This is a genomic window from Streptomyces sp. NRRL F-5135, assembly GCF_000719775.1.
Classification (GTDB): Bacteria; Actinomycetota; Actinomycetes; order Streptomycetales; family Streptomycetaceae; genus Streptomyces; species Streptomyces hebeiensis.
Genome location: NZ_JOHR01000001.1, coordinates 338972 through 355605, shown reverse-complemented (window position 1 = coordinate 355605; position 16634 = coordinate 338972). Strand labels below are relative to the sequence as shown.

Below are 16634 nucleotides of genomic sequence, written 5' to 3'. Positions count from 1 at the left end.
CGCCCGGACACGTGGACACCGCCGCCCGGGCACCCTTCTGACCGTCACCCTGCTCGGCGTGGCGCTCGCTGCCGGATTCCTCCCCTCCGCCCAGGCGCGGCCGGCGCACCCCGCGCCACCGGAGGACCGGACGGAACGAGCCGGCGCGGCCCAGCGGCTCACCGTCGACCTCGCCGCCCCCGAGGGACCGGTGCTGCGGGGCGCGAACGGCGCGCTCTACGGGCTGAGCGACGACGGCGTACCCAGCGACGCCGCCCTCGCCCCGCTCAAGCTCACCTCCGTCTCGCAGAAGCCGCAGGGCGGGGCGCAGCACCCCAACGGTGACGCCGTGACCGTCTCGAAGTCCTACCTGCGCAACGGCGGCGGCGACATCCTCGTGCTGATGCAGGACATGTACGCCAAGTGGCCCTACGAGGACCTGGGCATCGACGACTACCTCGCCAAGGTCGACACCGTCGCCCGGGACATCGCGAACGCGCCGAACAGCGACCGCTTCGTCTACGTGCCGTTCAACGAGCCCGACCAGATCTGGTACGACCTGGGCGTCGCGGACCAGGCCGCCTACGAGGCCAACCGCGACCGCTTCCTGAGGGACTGGAAGACCGTCCACCGGCGCATCCGCGCGATCGACCCGGACGCCAGGATCGCCGGGCCCAACGAGTCCGCGTTCCACGCCAGACTGCTGACGGACTTCCTCGCCTTCGCCAAGAAGGAGAACGTCCTGCCGGAGGTCACCACCTGGCACGAACTCGGCCCGGACTCCCTGCGCGACTTCCAGGGCCACCACGACACCTACCGCGCCATCGAGAAGAGCCTCGGCATCCCGCCCCGCGCCGTCAACATCGACGAGTTCGCCAACCGACGCGACCTGTCCGTCCCGGGCCAACTGGTCCAGTGGGTGGGCATGTTCGAGCGCAACAAGGTGTACGCGAACCAGGCGTACTGGGACGCCGCCGGCAATCTCTCCGGCAACGTGGTCCGCACCAACATCCCCAACGGCGGCTGGTGGTTCTTCCGCTGGTACGCGGGGCTGACCGGGCAGACCGTCAAGGTCACACCGCCCCGGCCGGACACGGTGGACACCCTCCAGGGGCTCGCCTCGCTCGACACCGCGCGCCGGCAGGCCCAGGTGCTCCTCGGCGGCTCCGACGGCGACACCGACGTGGTCGTACGCCGGGTCGACCCGGCCGTCTTCGGCACCGCCGTCGCCGCGACCGTCGCCGAGGCCGCCTGGTCCGGTTACGAAGGGCAGCACGCCGCGCCGCGCGTCCTGACCCGGACCAAGCTGCCCGTCGCCGAGGACGGCTCGGTGACCGTACCGCTCAGGGACATGGCGCGGATGTCCGCCTACCGGATCGCCCTCACCCCGGCCGGCGCCGGCACGCCCGCCGCCGCGTCCACGCCCTGGACCGCCTCCCACGAGGCGGAGGACGCGCGGATCACCGGCGGCCAGGTCCGCACGCACGGCACGGTGTCCGACGCCAACGGCTACGCCGCCTCCGGCACCCGGGACGTCGGATCCCTGAACACCGCCGCGAGCAAGGTCGACTTCGAGGTGACCGCGCCGCGGACCGGCCGCTACGACCTCGCGATCCTCTACGGCAACCAGAGCGGCGCCCCCGCCACGCAGCTGCTGTCCGTGGACGGCGGTCCCGCCACACCCGTGAGCTACCCGTCGACCGAGAACGGGACCTACCGGGGGAAGAAGGACACGGGAGTCGACCTCACCGCGGGCCCCCACACCCTCAGCCTGGCCAGGGGAACCGGCGAGGTCACCCTCGACCGGATCGACCTGACCGAGCACACCACGCCGTCGGCGGCGCACGAGGCCACGCTCGCCGAGACCGCCGGCAGTGTGTCGTACGACTACCGGGACGCGTCCGGCACGGGCACCGGCGCGCTGGTGCTGGGCGCCGGATCACGGGCCGTCCTCGACGTGTACGCACCGCGCGACGGGTACTACACGGTGACCCCGCGCGCGTCCGCGGCCGTACGGCTCTCGCTGCACGGCGAGGAGGTGACGGCCGCGCCGGGCCGGGGCCTGCGGCTGTACCTCGTGGCGGGCAACAACCGGGTCACGGTGACGGGCGCCGCGGCCGTGCGCTCCCTCGACGTGACGGGCGAGGGGGACCGGGCCGGCACGCTCGTCCACGAGGGGGAGCGGGCCGCGCTCGCGGGCGGCGCCCGGCTCGTCCCGAACCCCCACGCCTCGGCGGGCAGCCACATCGGGTGGCTCGGCAACAGCGCCGCGTCCACGGCCACGTTCACCGTGGACGCGCCGCGCGCCGGGGCCTACGTCCTGGTCGTCGCGTACGGCCAGAACGACCGGCGCGACGGCCACGCGTACAACACCGACATCATGTCCCGCACGGCGGACATCACCGTCGGCGCCCAGACCCGGCGGGTGACCTTCAAGAACACCTGGAGCTGGGACGACTTCTGGACCCTCGGCGTGCCGGTCACCCTGAAACGGGGCGCCAACACCGTGACGCTCTCCAACGCGGCCGCCTGGGCGCCGAACATCGACCGGATCGAACTCGCCCCGGTCCGGGGCTGACGGCCGCCGCCGTCGGTGGAGGCGGGGGCGGGCCGGTCCGGCACGTCGCTGTCGGACCGGCCCCCGGTGCGCGGACCCGCCGTGGGTCCGCGCACCGCCGACCGGACCCGCTACCGGCGGTCCCCCGCGGCGGACACGGTCCAGCGCTGGTTGCTCCCGGAGTTCGGCGTCCAGAGCCCGACCCGCGCGCCGTCCTGCGTCGCCTGGCCCGCGACTTCCAGCAGGTCACCGGTGGCCTCGCTGACGAACGTGTACGAGCCGTCGCCCGTGCTGGACAGGATCCAGCGGGCCGCCGCCCCGGGCCGGCCCCGGTCCCTCTCCAGGACGGCGGTGCCGTCCCGCACCGCCAGCCTGCGCCCGTCCACGGCGCTGGTCAGCGTGTACCGCTCACGGTTGGTGTCGCCCCCCGTCATCTTCCGCACCCGCCACACCTGCCCGCGGTCGGCCGGGTCCGCGCTCCGGATGACCGTGCCCGTACCGTCGTCCGAGACGTCCAGCGCCTTGCCGCTGCCCGCGCCGGTCAGCCGGTACTCCTGCCCGTCCCGGATCGGCGCGCTGTCCCGCGCGACGCCCGACACACCGGAGACCAGCAGGCTGGTCACGGACCGGGCGGGCACGGTGACGGTGGCCCTGCCCTCGGACACGGCGACGGGCGCCCGCCGGACGAGCGCGCCGGACGCGTCCGTCACCACCGGGGTCACCTTCGCGCCCCGCGCGACCTCGGCGAAACCGGAGAGGTCCACGGTGACCCGCCGGGCGTCGAGCGTGTCGTTGACGTGCACGACGGTCGCGCCCCGGCCGGAGGCCGGGACCGCCGCCGCGCTGGTGGTGTCGTCCACCTTCACCAGCCGGTCGCCGGGCCGGATGAAGTGGGTGAAGTTCCGGGCCGTGTCGAACTTGGTGTTGGTCCTGACCGGGCAGCTCTCCAGGGTGTCCTCGGACGTGCAGCTGAACGGCACCTGGACACTGCCCCAGTTGCCGCCCTTGCCGGACTCACCGCCCGGCTTCATGTTGTCGTAGTCCTCCACGGGCTGCCAGAACAGCCAGGCGGACGGCTCCAGTTCGCGCAGGTCGTCCACGATGTGCCGGGCCAGCCCCAGGCCGGGGCGCATGTCCTCGAAGTCCTGCCCGTCGCCCCAGTCGCCCTCGACCTCGCTCATCCACAGCGGCTTGTCCGCGGCCTTGGCGATGTCACGGACGGTCGTGCGCCCGCCCGTCCCGTACGTGTGGACGTTCAGCTGGTCGACCTGGTCCCGTACCGCCGCCGGATACGCGGACCAGTTGCGGGCGAACGTCGTCGGATTGGTCTCGTCCATCGCGGAGACCGACGCGTCGGTCCTGGACCCGTCGAGCTCCTTCCGCAGCGCGCTGATGACCTTCTGCTGGAGTTCGGGGCCGATGTGCGCCCCTTCCTGCCTGCCGCCGACCGGCTCCCCGTCCGGGCCCAGCGTCGTCCCCCAGTAGGAGGTGTTCGGCTCGTTGAACGGATCGAGGGTGTCCACGTCGATCTTGTGGGCCTTCTCCAGCCGCTCCACCGCGCCCGTCAGATACGCGGCGAAGTCGTCCACCCGGTCGGCGCGCAGCTGGTCGGCCCCGGCGTCGAAGTTCCCGGAGACATAGCCGCTCTCCGTCATGAACCAGGGCGGGGAGTTGCTGAACGCCTCCCAGTGCGTGATGTCCTTCTTGATCCGGTCCACCCACCAGCGCTGCGCCGGGTCCGCGTCCGGGTTCCAGTCGGCCCGGTCGTCGGCCGACCACCAGGTGGTGTCCTCCCGGGTGGTGCCCTCCGGCGCCCGCCACCAGCCGGGCACGGCGCCGCCCGCGCGCAGGTAGTCCTCGACGTCGGGGGCGTTGCCGCCGCCGATGTTGTAGCGGGCGATGTTCAGCGCCAGGCCGTCGTCACCGAAGACCAGCTCCGCGAGGCGTTCGCGGATCTCCTCCGGGTAGTCGCCGGTGGCGTTCGCGAACCAGACGAGGCTGGTGCCCCAGCCCTCGAACCTCTGGCCCTGGTAGGAGGGGTCGGGCCGTACGGTGACGGCCGAGGCCGCCGCGTCCGCCGCGGCCTTCTGTCCGGCGGCGGCCGGCGGCGGGCCCGCGGCGAGCACCCCGCCCGCCGCGAGGACGACGGCGAGCGCCGCCGGGAGAAACCGGGTGGTACGTGGTCGCTTCATCGTGACCTTCCCTTGTCCGTGCGTCCGTTGTCCGTGCCGAATGTGCGGGAAACGAGCGGTGATGAGGGGAATCGGCGGGAATGCGCCTGAACGGTCGCGGACGGCGTCACATCCCGGACGGGCTCTCCCGGCGCACCACCGCCACACCGCGGGGAGCGAGTACGGCCGGGGCGTCGGGGGCGGCGGCCGGGGCGTGGCCGGTGCTCGCGGCTCCCGCGCCGGCGCGGCCGGTGAGCGACCGGCCCGTGACACCGGCCAGGCCGACCTCCTCGTCCGTGCGGTTGACCAGGAACCAGTACGTGGTGCCGCCCTGGTGGCGCACCGCCAGCTCGACCCGGCCGCGCAGTTCCTCCGGCAGCTCCGAGCGCACCCCGGCGCCCGCCAGCAGCCGGGCCAGCACACCGGGCAGCCCCTCGGGGCCCAGGCGTGTCGACACGTAGGAGGCGGAGCCCGGGCCGACCGGCCGGCGGGTGATCGCCGGCCGCCCCGCCTGGGGGCCCGTACGGTAACCGGCCAGCACCTCCACCGACGGGTCGGTGACGGTGATCCGGTCGGTCCACAGCGTGCCGGCGGTGCCGCCCGCGTCGTCCAGGGTGACGCTCTCGCCCGCGAGCAGCGGCCCGAACTCCTCGATCCTGATCCCGAGCAGGTCCCGCAGCGCGCCCGGGTAACCGCCCAGCCAGGCGTGGTCGTTCTCGTCCACCACCCCGGAGAAATAGGTGGTCACCAGATGGCCGCCGCCCTCGGCGTAGTCGGTGAGCTCCTTGGCGAGCGCGCGCGGCACCACATGCAGCACCGGCGCCACCACCAGGTCGTAGGCGTCGAGCGACGCGCCCTGGTGGACGACATCGGCCCGCACCCCGAGGGCCAGGAAGGCCGAGTACCAGTCGAGCGCCTCCCGCCGGTAGCGCAGCAGGGAGGAGGGGTGGGAGTCCTGCTCGCTCGCCCACCACGACTCCCAGTCGAAGAGGATCGCGGCCTTCGCGGGGGTACGGACCGATCCCGCCACCTCCGCCAGGTCGTCGCGCAGGGCGGCCCCGAGGCACGCCACCGAGCGGAACAGCTCGCTCTCCGCCCCCGCGTGCGGGACCATCGCCGAGTGGTACTTCTCGGCGCCCGCCGCCGACTGGCGCCACTGGAAGAAGCAGACGGCGTCGGCGCCGTGCGCCACGTGCAGCAGCGAGTCACGCGCCAGCTCCCCCTCGCGCTTGGCGACATTGACCGGCTGCCAGTTGACCGCGCTGGTGGAGTGTTCCATGAGGAACCACGGGCGGCCGCCCGCGAGCGAGCCGGTGAGGTTCGCGGAGAACGACAGCTCGTCCAGCGCCTGCGGTCCCGGCCGCACGTAGTGGTCGTTGGAGACGAAGTCCACCTCGCTCGCCCAGTCGGCGTAGTGCATGCCCTTCGTCTCGTCCATGACCATGAAGTTGGTGGTCACGGGCACGTCGGGGGTGAGGCGGCGGAGCACGTCGCGCTCGGCCCGCAGGTGCTCCTTCAGCGCGTCGGAGGAGAAGCGCTTGAAGTCGAGCTGCTGGCTGGGATTGGGGTGGGAGGCGGCGAGCCGGGGCGGCAGGATCTGCTCCCACGCCGTGTAGCGCTGGGACCAGAAGTCCGTGCCCCAGGCGGCGTTGAGGGCGTCGAGCGTGCCGTAGCGGATGGTCAGCCAGTCCCGGAAGGCGCGGGCCGCGTCGTCGGAGTAGTCGTAGACGTTGTGGCAGCCCAGCTCGTTGGAGACGTGCCAGGCCGTGAGCGCCGGATGGCCGCCGTACCGCTCGGCCATCGCCGTCGTCAGCCGGAGCGCGTACTCACGGAAGACGGGCGAGGTGGGCCGCCAGTGCTGGCGCGCGCCGGGCCAGACGGTGGCGCCGGACGCGTCGACCGGCAGGATCTCCGGGTGCAGCGTGGTCAGCCAGGGCGGCGGCGACGCGGTGGCGGTGGCCAGGTCGACGGCGATCCCGCCCGCGTGGAGCAGGTTCATGATCTCGTCGAGCCAGCCGAAGTCCCAGGTGTCGGGCGCGGTCTGGATCCGGGCCCAGGAGAAGACGGCGAGCGAGACGATGTTCACGCCCGCCTCGCGCATCAGCCGGATGTCCTCGTGCCACACCTCGCGCGGCCACTGCTCCGGGTTGTAGTCGGCGCCGTACCAGAACCGCGGCGCGGTGTCGTCGGACGGCCGGCGCAGCCAGCGGGGCGACGGGACGCGGGGCATTGTGCTCCTCGGGGGTCGTACGGGGGTGCGGTGGGTTTACCGGTCCGGGGTACGCGGGAGGCGTGCGCCGCCCCCCGCGTACCCCGTGCGCCCGGCCGGTCAGTCGCCGACGGTGAAGCCCTGTTCCTTGCCGTAGGCGATGGACGCCTTCTGCCACTGGGCGAGCCCCTGGGACAGCGTCGTGTTCGAGGCGTACGCCTTGCCCACGTTGTCGTTGAAGATCGAGTTCGCGTAGACCTGGAAGGGCAGGTACGACCAGCCGTCGGGGACCTGGGACGCCGACTCGGAGAAGATCTTGTTGGCCTCCTGGCCGCCGAAGTAGTCGAACTTCTTGGCGAGGAACTCCTTCGACGTCAGCTCGGCCGTGGTCGCCGGGAACGCCCCGTCGTCCACCCGGGACTTCACACCGGCTCCGGCGTTGGCGTACTCCAGGAACGCGTAGGCGAGTTCCTTGTTCTTGCTCGCCGCGGGGATGGCGAGCGAGCTGCCGCCGTTCTCGGCACTGACGGCGGCCCCGGCCTTCCACTGCGGCAGGGGCGCGACGCGCCAGTCACCGGCGGCCGAGGCCGCGCCCGTCTCCAGGTTCGTGGGCATCCAGGCGCCGGTGGCGAGCGTGGCGATGGAACCGTCGGCCAGTCCCTTGAACCACTCGTCGCTCCAGGAGACGACCGGCGCCACCAGCTTGTCGTCGAGCAGCTTCTGCCAGGTGTCGGCATAGGTCCTGCTGCCCGCGTCGGAGAAGTCGACGGAGACCTTGGTGCCGTCCACCTTGTAGGGGCGGCCCCCCGCCTGCCAGATCAGGCTGGTGGCGAACCCGGGCTCACCGGCGTCGTTGGTGATGAAGACCTTCGGGTCGGCCTTGTGCAGTTTCCTGGCCGCGTCGACGTACTCGTCCCAGGTCTTCGGCACCGCGATGCCGTGCTTGTCGAAGACCTTCTTGTTGTAGTAGAGGGCCATCGGACCGGAATCCAGCGGCAGCGCGTAGACCTGGTCGCCGGACGCCACCGCGTTCCAGGGGCCCGGCGAGTAGGAGTCGGCCAGCTCGTCCGCACCGTAGGCGGACAGGTCGGCCAGGGACTTGCTCAGCGAGAACTGACCCAGCGCGTAGTACTCGATCTGCGCCACGTCGGGCACGCCCTTGCCGGCCGAGATCGCGTTCTCGAGCGCGGTGTACTGGTCCTTGTTGGTACCGGCGTTGACCAAGTTGATCTTCACCTTGGGATGCGCGGCCTCGAAGTCCTTCGCCACCTGCTTCATGGTGAGGTCCCAGGTCCAGACGGTGAGGCTGCCGCCCTCGGCGAGCGCCGCGTCGACGTCGGCGGGGCTCGACTCCGAACCGTCGTCGGAGGAACCGCAGGCCGTCAGGGAGAGCGCCAGCGTGAGGGCGGAGGCCAGCACGGTGCCGCCGCGCAGGACGCGCCGCGATGCGTTGTTCATCAGAGTCATCTCACTTCGTTGTCAGAGAACTGCCGAAAGCCCGGGAAAGGGGGTGCGGGCCGGAGGTCCCGCGGGGGTCTCACTCCTTGACGCTGCCGGCGGCGAGCCCCGACTGCCAGTACCGCTGGAGCAGCAGGAACGCGGCGATCAGCGGCACGATGGTGAGCAGTGAGCCGGTGATCACCAGGTTGAAGATGGCCTCGCCGCCGTTGGTGGCGGCCTGGTCGTTCCAGGCGTCGAGTCCCAGCGTGAGCGGGTACCAGTCCGGGTCCTTGAGCATGATCAGCGGGAGGAAGTAGTTGTTCCAGGTCGCGACCATGGTGAACAGCAGGACGGTGACGATGCCCGGGCCGAGCAGCGGCAGGCTCACCGTGAAGAAGGTGCGCATCTCGCCCGCGCCGTCGATGCGCGCGGCCTCCAGCAGTTCGACGGGGATCGCCTCCGAGGCGAAGACCCACATCAGGTAGAGGCCGAAGGGCGAGATCAGCGAGGGGATGATCACCGCCCAGGGGGTGTTGGTCAGCCCCATCTCGCTGAACATCAGGAAGGTGGGGACGGCCAGCGCGGTGGTGGGCACCGCGACCGCCCCGATGACGACGGCGAAGACACCGCGCTTGCCGGGGAAGTCGAACTTGGCCAGCGCGTAGCCGCCGAGCACCGCGAGGAACGTCGCGCCGCCCGCGCCCGCCGCCACGTACAGCAGGGTGTTCAGCAGCCAGCGGACGAAGACGCCGTCGTCGTAGGTGAGGGTGTCGGCGATGTTGCTCCACAGCGCGAAGTCGTCGTCGAACCAGAGGCCGAAGGAGTCGAGCAGGCCCTCCTGGCTCTTGGTGGCGCCCATGGCCAGCCAGATCAGCGGCACCAGCGCGTAGACGAGGACGAGTCCGGTGAGCACGGTGAGCAGCGCGCTGCGGCGGGGGCGGTCGACGCTGTGCCGGCTGCGCGGAGCGCGCAGCCGGGCGGCGGGACGTGGCCGGCGGTCCGTCGGCGGGGCCACGGTGGTGGGGGCGGTGGCTCCCATCGTCACGCTTCCTTTCGCATGCCGCGGAGCTGCACGACATAGGCGATGACCATGGTGAGGACACCCATGACGATCGCCACCGTGGCCGCGTAGTTGTGCTGCTGACCGGCGAAGGCCAGCGAGTACGTGTAGGAGTTGGGGGTGAAGTACGTGGTGATCGCGTTGGGCGCCAGGGGCTTGAGGATGCTCGGCTCGTTGAAGAGCTGGAAGCTCCCGATGATCGAGAAGATGGTGGCGACGGCCAGCGCGCCCCGGATGGCGGGGAGTTTGATCGCGGTGATGATCCGCAGCTGCCCCGCGCCGTCGATCTCCGCGGCCTCGTACAGGGCGTGCGGGATCACCCGCAGCGCGGAGTAGAAGATCAGCATGTTGTAGCCGACGAACTCCCAGGTGACGATGTTGCCGATGGAGGCGAGCACCAGATCCGGGGAGAGCGGGTTGGGCAGTTCGACGCCGAACGCGTCGTTGATGTTGCCGACCAGGCCGAAGCGCGTGCCGTACATGAAGCCCCACATCAGGGAGGCGACCACGGCGGGCACGGCGTAGGGCAGGAAGATCGCGATGCGGAAGAAGCCCTTGCCGTAGAGCCGGCCGCTGTCGATGGCCAGGGCCACGAGGAGCGCGATCCCCAGCATCACCGGCACCTGGACGACCAGGAAGAGGCTCACGCGGCCGAGCGCGGACCAGAACTGGGGATCCTCCATCGCCCGCCGGTAGTTGTCCAGGCCGACGAACGAGGTGCCGCCGACGAGCTGGTTCCGGAAGAGGCTCAGGTAGAGGGAGTAGCCGATCGGCGCGAGGAACACCAGGGCGAAGACCGCCATGAAGGGGCCGACGAAACCCCATCCGACCCAGGCTCGCCTGCGCTGAAGTCCGCCGCGGCGGACCGGGCGGCCCTTCGCGGCGGGGGGTGACAGTGCCGTCATGGGCAGTTCCTCGCTGGTCGTTCTCGGGCACCCCACCGCGAGCGGCAGGGGTGGAAACGCGCTCGGCGTGGCGCGGTACGCACGTGGCCGCCGGTGCGGATGTTTACGTAAACATCGATGGGTGGGATGCTTACATTCGCTCCGGGAGGCGTCAAGATTCCTGACGGGGCCAATTCGGTCACCGGGAGGTCGACGAGCGAGGAAGACGAGGTCGGGGTGGAGGAGACCGTGGATGCCACCGGGGCGGACGCTGCGGAGGCGGACGCTCCGTCGGCGCGCTCCGGCGCGGGGAGTAAGGGGAGCGCGGGGAGTAAGGGGGACGCGGCGGGCGCGGCGCATGAGGTGAGCGCGCGAGGTACGGGGAGCGCGGGCGGCACGTGGCGCGCGTCGGGCGACGGGCCGCCGCGCCGGCGGCGCCGGGTCTCCATGGCCGACGTCGCCCGGCGCGCCGGGGTCTCCTCGCAGACCGTCTCCCGGGTGTCCAACGGCCATCCCGGCGTCGTGGAAGCGACCCGGCAGCAGGTGCTGGACGCGATGAAGGAACTGGGCTACCGGCCCAACAGCGCCGCCCGCGCCCTGAAACGGGGCGAGTTCCGCACCCTCGGCATCATCCTGTTCACCCTCTCCACCACCGGCAACGTCCGCACCCTGGAGGCCATCGCGACCTCGGCGGCACAACAGGGGTACGCCACCACCCTGCTCCCGGTCGCGATCCCGACCCAGGACGAGGTGCGGGGCGCCTTCACCCGGCTGGGCGAACTGGCCGTGGACGCCATCATCGTCATCATGGAAGTGCATCTCCTGGACGCGGCCACGGTCTCGCTGCCGCCCAACGTCGGCGTGGTGGTGGCCGACTCCGACGCGGGCGACCGGTACAGCGTGGTCGACACCGACCAGGCGGGCGGCGCCAGGGAGGCCGTACGGCACCTGCTGGACCTGGGCCACTCGACGGTCTGGCACCTCGCGGGCCCCGAGGACTCCTTCGCCGCGCAGCGCCGGGCCGACGCCTGGCGGGCCACACTGCGGGAGGCGGGCCGCGAGGTGCCGGAGTTGCTGCGCGGCGACTGGTCGGCCGAGTCGGGCTACCGGGCCGGGCTCCGGCTCGCCCGCGAGCCCGGCTGCAGCGCCGTCTTCGCGGCCAACGACCAGATGGCACTGGGGCTGCTGCGCGCCCTGCGCGAAAGCGGGCGCGGGGTACCGGACCAGGTCAGCGTGGTCGGTTTCGACGACATCCCGGACGCCGGCTCGTACATGCCCCCGCTGACGACCGTGCACCAGGACTTCGCGGAGGTCGGGCGCCGCTGCGTGGAGGGCGCCCTGCGCCAGATCGGCACGGGCACGGACGAACGCGGTACGACACTGGTGCCCACGCGCATGGTGATCCGCCGGAGCACGGCCCCGCCGCCGGGCCGGTCCACGCCCTCGGCTCCGCCTCCGCCTCCGGCCTCGCCCACGCCGCGGACACCCCCGAATCCGCCCGCGCCGTAGGCCGCCGATGCTGTTGCGGTGCCGGTGCCGGTGCCGTCGTCGATACCAGTGATCGCCGGCGCCGTGCCCGGCGGATCGTCAGGGGGCCGACCGCCGTACGGCCGTCGTCTCCGGGAGCGCGATCTGACCGGTCACGAACCAGCTCCACAGCCCGATCCGCTGCCGCCGCTCGCCCGGCCGGACGGACGACTCGGCGAAGCTGACCGTCCCGCCGTCCCCCTCCCGCCTCGCCCCCCACTCCAACCGGAAGCGGGCGGTGCCGGCCCGCTCCTGCGGCGGGACGGCGCTCGGAGGCAGGATCTCGTCGAGGGCCCAGCGGTAGCCGCGCCGTTCGTAATACGGAGTGACCCGTTCCCAGGTCAGTTCCAGGAGCGCGCCCGTGGCCGGGATGACCACCAGCGCGCCCCGCGCCCCACTGTCGTAACGGGTGTTGAAGGCCAAAACCTCCGCCGTGCCCTCCGGATACGCGTGGGCCGTGCCGCGGCCGACCTGTGAGCCCTCGGGGCACGCGGTCACGCCCTTCTCCTCGATCAGCGAGCGCGCGCACACCGGGAACGCCTCCGGGCGGAAGGCGAGCGAGCGGTCGAAGAGGAACACGAAGCGCCGCGCGCCCGCCGGGGCGCCGCCCGTCTCCGCCCGGCTCGTACGGTCGAAGGCCACCCGCACGCCTCGGGCCGTACCGCCGTCCGGGACGATCGTGGCGCCGAGCGTGTCGGCATTGCGCGGCCCCGGGACATCGGGCTCGTACGGCCGCACGGGCCCGCCGGGCGCGGGGTCGGGCGGCGGCCCGTGCGCGGCGGCGCCCGTGCCCGGCGCGCCGGCGGTGAGCGCGAGCAGCAGCGCCACCGTCGCACCGGCCGTCGTTCCCACCCGGCCGCGACCGCGCCGCCCGCCGTTCCCGCCCGGGTGGTTCCCGGCTCCGCCACCGCTGCCACCGAGTCCGCTCTCGCGTCTCATACGACGTCCCGTCCTTCCGTTCCCCTGGTGCTCTTCCCCCGCCGCGCGGGCCGGCCCTTCCCATGCTGACGCCTCGACCGGCTCGGTCACGGTGCTCCGTGCTGCCAGGGGTCCGCAGTACCCAGGGACCGCCGGTACCAGGTGCGGTGAGAATGAACTCATGAGGACAAGAGGAGAGTTGGGGGACTTCCTCCGGTCGCGCCGGGCCAGGATCCGTCCCGAGGACGCCGGATTCGCCTCCGGGGCCGGGCTGCGCCGGGTGCCGGGCTTGCGCCGGGAGGAACTGGCACATCTGGCGGGCGTGAGTGTCGACTACTACGTACGGCTGGAGCAGGGCCGCAACCGCGGCGTCTCCGACGCCGTGCTGGGCGCCGTCGCGGACGCGCTCCGGCTCGACCAGGACGAGCGTGACCACCTGTTCCGCCTGGCACGCCCCGAGACGTCGCACGGCGCGGCGGCGGGCGAGGACGCCGTGCGCCCGGAGGTGTGGCGGCTGCTGGACTGGATCAGCGCGCCGGCCCTGGTCATGGGGCGGCGCATGGACGTACTCGCCTGGAACGGCCCGGTGTGCGCGCTGATCACCGACTTCGGCCGCCTCCCGCCGCGCGAGCGCAACCTGGTCCGGCTCCACCTGCTCGACCCGGAGATCGGCCGCCGCTACCCGGACGTCGACACGATCGCCCGCGAGGCGGTCGGGCACCTGCGGATCGCGGCCGGCACCCACCCCGACGATCCCGAACTGTGGGAACTGGTCGAGGAGGTGAGCGCGCGGAGCGAGGAGTTCCGGCGGCACTGGGCACGGCACACGGTCAGGACCAAGGCGTACGGTGTCAAACGCGTCGAACACCCGGAGGCCGGACCGCTCACCCTGACCTACGAGGTCACCCGTTTCCCGCAGGACGCGGAGCTGAGCCTGCTCGTCTACACGGCGGAGCGGGGGAGCGCGGAGGAGGCGGCGCTCAGGGACTTCGCGAAGGGATGACCGGCGGGCGCCGCGGGGACGGGCGCGGCGGGTGGCCTGGCCCGGCGACCTGCCCCGCGGTGAGCCCGGCGACCTGCCCCGGGGCGGTTGGATCGCTCCCCGTACCGCTGGAGGTCCCCGCTCTCGCCTTCACGATCGGCGCCGTTACGCGAAGAAGGCGGTGAGTTCCCGCACGATGTCGTCGGGGCGTTCCTCGGCGAGATAGTGGCCCGCCCCCTTCAACTCGATGTAGCGCGCCTCCGCCGCCAATCCCTCCATCTGCGCGAGAAGGAGCTCGTAGTACTTGCCACCGATTCCGAGCAGGGGCATGGTCAGTACCGGGTAGTCCTTAGCTCGGGCCGGACCTTGACGCGGGTGCCGATCTGCTCGGAGAAGACCTTGTGGCACTCCGCGCGGCGGAGGTCTTCGAGCTGGCTCGCCGGCCCCTTTCGCGAGTATCCCGGCGGGCTCCCAGATGCTCGGTCCGGGAACACCTGCGTCGCCAACAACGACTTTGGAATATCAGCTGAGTTCTTGAATCTCGGTCGTCGGCCCATCCTGGCTGGCCGCCCACGACACCAATAGGGCTAGACCGTCCGCGGTCGCCGTGCCGGCGGGCGCGGTGTAGACGTTCAGGAGCAGGCCGGGTTCGGCAGGCAGCTCCATCGACTCGACGTCCAAGTCGAGCTGGCCCACTACCGGATGGTGCACACGCTTGCGTCCGGACCGGTGGAGCCGAACGTCCTGGGATGCCCACCGCTGCCGAAATAGTTCACTGCGTGTCGATAATTCACCGACTAGGGCGATCAGCTCCTCGTCGTGCGGATTGCGGCCGGCTTCCATGCGTAGCTTCGCGGCCACATCGCAGGCGAGTCGGTCATAGTCGACGAAGAACGTTCTTGCCGCTTCGGGATCCAGATACACGAACCGCGCGGTGTTCGCCGGCCGTCGCGTGTCGGCCAGCACCGGTGAATACAGCGCGCGGGCAAGTTGATTCATGGCCAGCACGTCATAACGGCCGTTGCAAATCCAAGCCGGCGCATCGGTGATGGCGTCGAGCACCTGCTGAAGCGCCGGACGCACCGTCACGGCGGGTCGCCGGCGGCGTGGACCGCCGGACGCCCTGGACCGCCGCGCAAGGTGGAATAGGTGATCGTGCTCGGCCTCGTCAAGTTGCAAGGCGGAGGCCAACGCGTCGAGCACCCCGTCGGAGGCGCCGGTGAGGCTGCCGCGCTCCATACGCACGTAGTAGTCGACCGATACCCCTGCTAGTAGAGCCACCTCTTCGCGACGCAGACCTTTGACCCGGCGGTTGCCGCCGTAGGCGGGCAGTCCGGCCCGCTCGGGCGCGATCCGCGCGCGACGCGAGCTCAGGAACTCCTTGATCTCGGTGCGCAGATCGATCGTGGCCACCCCTTCACCATAGGCCCGGTCCGCAGGCGAAGGGAGGTACTGCTGGTACCCCGACGGCTACGCACCCCCTCACACGCGGCATGCGCCCAGCGCCGCGGCGGGAGAAGGGCCGCGTCGACACGCGTGGTGTTCGCCGAGGCCGTCTGCGGGGCGACCGCGGCGCGGGTGCCGCCCAGCCATGCGGCGGCCGGCATGGACCGCCCGGGCCTGCTGGGGTTTGGTCGCGAACTCGACGTCGTCGTTTTCCGCTGCCCACGGGGCCCGTCGGCCGCCGGCAGAGCCTCGCGCCGACGCCTAGGTACCTGATGCGGTCGTGGCGATGCCGCCGTCGATCGGGATGATGGTGCCCGTGAGGTAAGCTCCGGCCCGGCTGGCGAGGAACACGGCGATACCCGCCATGTCGTCGTCGCGGCCGAGCCGGCGCAGAGGGGCCTTCGCCGCGATCGTGTCGCCGATGGCATCGAGCGTGGCCGCCATCATCCGCGACGGGAAAGGTCCTGGGGCTACCGCGTTCACCGTGACGTGCTGTGGGCCCAGTTCTCTGGCAAGGACCCTGGTGAGTTGATGGAGTGCCGCTTTGCTGCTGGCGTACGAGTAGTTGGGCGACTCGGCGACGTGGATCGCGGCGATACTGCCGATGTTGATGATCCGCGCGGGATCGTCGGCGGTGCCCGCCCTGCGAAGTACCGGGAGCAGCGCCTGCACCAGCCAGAACGGCGACTTGAGGTTGAGGTCGATCACTGTGTCCCAGGCCTCGTCCGGGAACGTCTCCAGCGGCTCGCGCCACATCGCTCCCGCGTTGTTGACGAGGATGTCCAGGCGTTCCGAGTCGACCTTGACAAGATCAGCGAGGCGCTGACACTCGTCGTACCTGGACAGGTCGGCGGGGATTGCGTGAACGTCGCCGAATTCGGACAGTAGATGCTGTGCCTCCGCGCACGTGTCCGCCTTGCGTGAGCTGATAATGACGCGGGCGCCCGCCTGCAGAAGGCCGCGCGCTATCATCATCCCTATGCCCCTGGTGCCGCCAGTGACAAGTGCGTACTTCCCACTCAGATCGAAAAGGTCTGCGTGAGTGGTGAACTGGTTGTCCGCCATTGGTCTTCATCCCTTCTGCCGTGGAAGCATGTGCTGACACGGTCGCGCGTCCGGTGCGACTTAATTGAACTGATGGGGGGTAAAGCTGCAGTGCGTGTCCCTGGAGTGTTGTCGGCGCTTTCGTTCAGGGCGCCTGGGACGGGTTCTCGGGCGGCCGCCGTGCGCGCCTCCCGTGGATCCGTTACTTCTCCTCTGTGTAGCTGGGAGCCGACTCAAACAGGTTGACAGGCGTCCTGGACGTCTGGGAGACCCTGGTGATACAGGTACTGTGAGACCCCCCTGCCTGGTGCGCTGGCTCACGCTGCAACAAATCCCCTCCTGCGCAGTCATTTTCTTGATTGCTTTGATCTGTATCGCGCCCCGGCATCGTCGTCGTGAATCGACCCGTTACCGAAG

At 71.4% G+C, this 16634-nt stretch carries 12 protein-coding genes; 3 read left to right on the top strand and 9 right to left on the bottom strand.

The window, feature by feature from the left end:
* The first annotated feature begins 58 nt into the window (after positions 1-58).
* Complete coding sequence (locus IG02_RS0101630) at positions 59-2557, top strand: CBM35 domain-containing protein (protein WP_420707698.1); 2499 nt, start codon at positions 59-61, stop codon at positions 2555-2557.
* Positions 2558-2667: 110 nt separating this feature from the next.
* Here the strand turns inward: IG02_RS0101630 and IG02_RS0101625 are convergent, their stop codons facing one another.
* The 5 genes from IG02_RS0101625 to IG02_RS0101605 all read right to left on the bottom strand — a co-directional run bounded on the left by IG02_RS0101625 (position 2668) and on the right by IG02_RS0101605 (position 10321).
* Entirely contained in the window at positions 2668-4728 is a 2061-nt protein-coding gene (locus tag IG02_RS0101625; RefSeq protein ID WP_030740663.1) for an RICIN domain-containing protein, read from the bottom strand.
* A 106-nt stretch (positions 4729-4834) separates the two neighbouring features.
* Positions 4835-6937, bottom strand: a complete 2103-nt coding sequence (locus tag IG02_RS0101620; protein ID WP_030740660.1) for a beta-galactosidase — start codon at positions 6935-6937, stop codon at positions 4835-4837.
* A gap of 99 nt (positions 6938-7036) precedes the next feature.
* On the bottom strand, positions 7037-8374 hold the full coding sequence (locus IG02_RS0101615) for an ABC transporter substrate-binding protein (RefSeq protein ID WP_030740658.1): 1338 nt from the start codon (positions 8372-8374) through the stop codon (positions 7037-7039).
* Positions 8375-8453: 79 nt separating this feature from the next.
* Positions 8454-9395, bottom strand: a complete 942-nt coding sequence (locus IG02_RS0101610; protein ID WP_030740655.1) for a carbohydrate ABC transporter permease — start codon at positions 9393-9395, stop codon at positions 8454-8456.
* 2 nt (positions 9396-9397) lie between these two features.
* Complete coding sequence (locus tag IG02_RS0101605) at positions 9398-10321, bottom strand: carbohydrate ABC transporter permease (RefSeq protein ID WP_030740652.1); 924 nt, start codon at positions 10319-10321, stop codon at positions 9398-9400.
* 426 nt (positions 10322-10747) lie between these two features.
* On the opposite strand from IG02_RS0101605, the gene IG02_RS0101600 reads away from it, so the two are divergent.
* Positions 10748-11809 carry a LacI family DNA-binding transcriptional regulator gene (locus IG02_RS0101600; protein WP_078854163.1) on the top strand — a complete coding sequence of 354 codons (1062 nt, stop codon included), beginning with the start codon at positions 10748-10750 and terminating at the stop codon, positions 11807-11809.
* A 78-nt stretch (positions 11810-11887) separates the two neighbouring features.
* Here the strand turns inward: IG02_RS0101600 and IG02_RS0101595 are convergent, their stop codons facing one another.
* Positions 11888-12766 carry a hypothetical protein gene (locus IG02_RS0101595; protein WP_199813935.1) on the bottom strand — a complete coding sequence of 293 codons (879 nt, stop codon included), beginning with the start codon at positions 12764-12766 and terminating at the stop codon, positions 11888-11890.
* Between the two features lie 160 nt (positions 12767-12926).
* On the opposite strand from IG02_RS0101595, the gene IG02_RS0101590 reads away from it, so the two are divergent.
* Entirely contained in the window at positions 12927-13748 is an 822-nt protein-coding gene (locus IG02_RS0101590) for a helix-turn-helix domain-containing protein (protein ID WP_030740643.1), read from the top strand.
* A gap of 144 nt (positions 13749-13892) precedes the next feature.
* On the opposite strand, the gene IG02_RS41315 is transcribed toward IG02_RS0101590, so the two are convergent.
* From IG02_RS41315 to IG02_RS0101570, 3 genes are all read right to left on the bottom strand, one after another.
* Positions 13893-14057, bottom strand: a complete 165-nt coding sequence (locus IG02_RS41315) for an alpha/beta fold hydrolase (RefSeq protein ID WP_158712220.1) — start codon at positions 14055-14057, stop codon at positions 13893-13895.
* 192 nt (positions 14058-14249) lie between these two features.
* Complete coding sequence (locus IG02_RS0101575) at positions 14250-15140, bottom strand: helix-turn-helix transcriptional regulator (RefSeq protein ID WP_030740640.1); 891 nt, start codon at positions 15138-15140, stop codon at positions 14250-14252.
* Between the two features lie 294 nt (positions 15141-15434).
* Positions 15435-16238 carry an SDR family oxidoreductase gene (locus tag IG02_RS0101570; RefSeq protein ID WP_030740637.1) on the bottom strand — a complete coding sequence of 268 codons (804 nt, stop codon included), beginning with the start codon at positions 16236-16238 and terminating at the stop codon, positions 15435-15437.
* Positions 16239-16634: the final 396 nt, after the last annotated feature.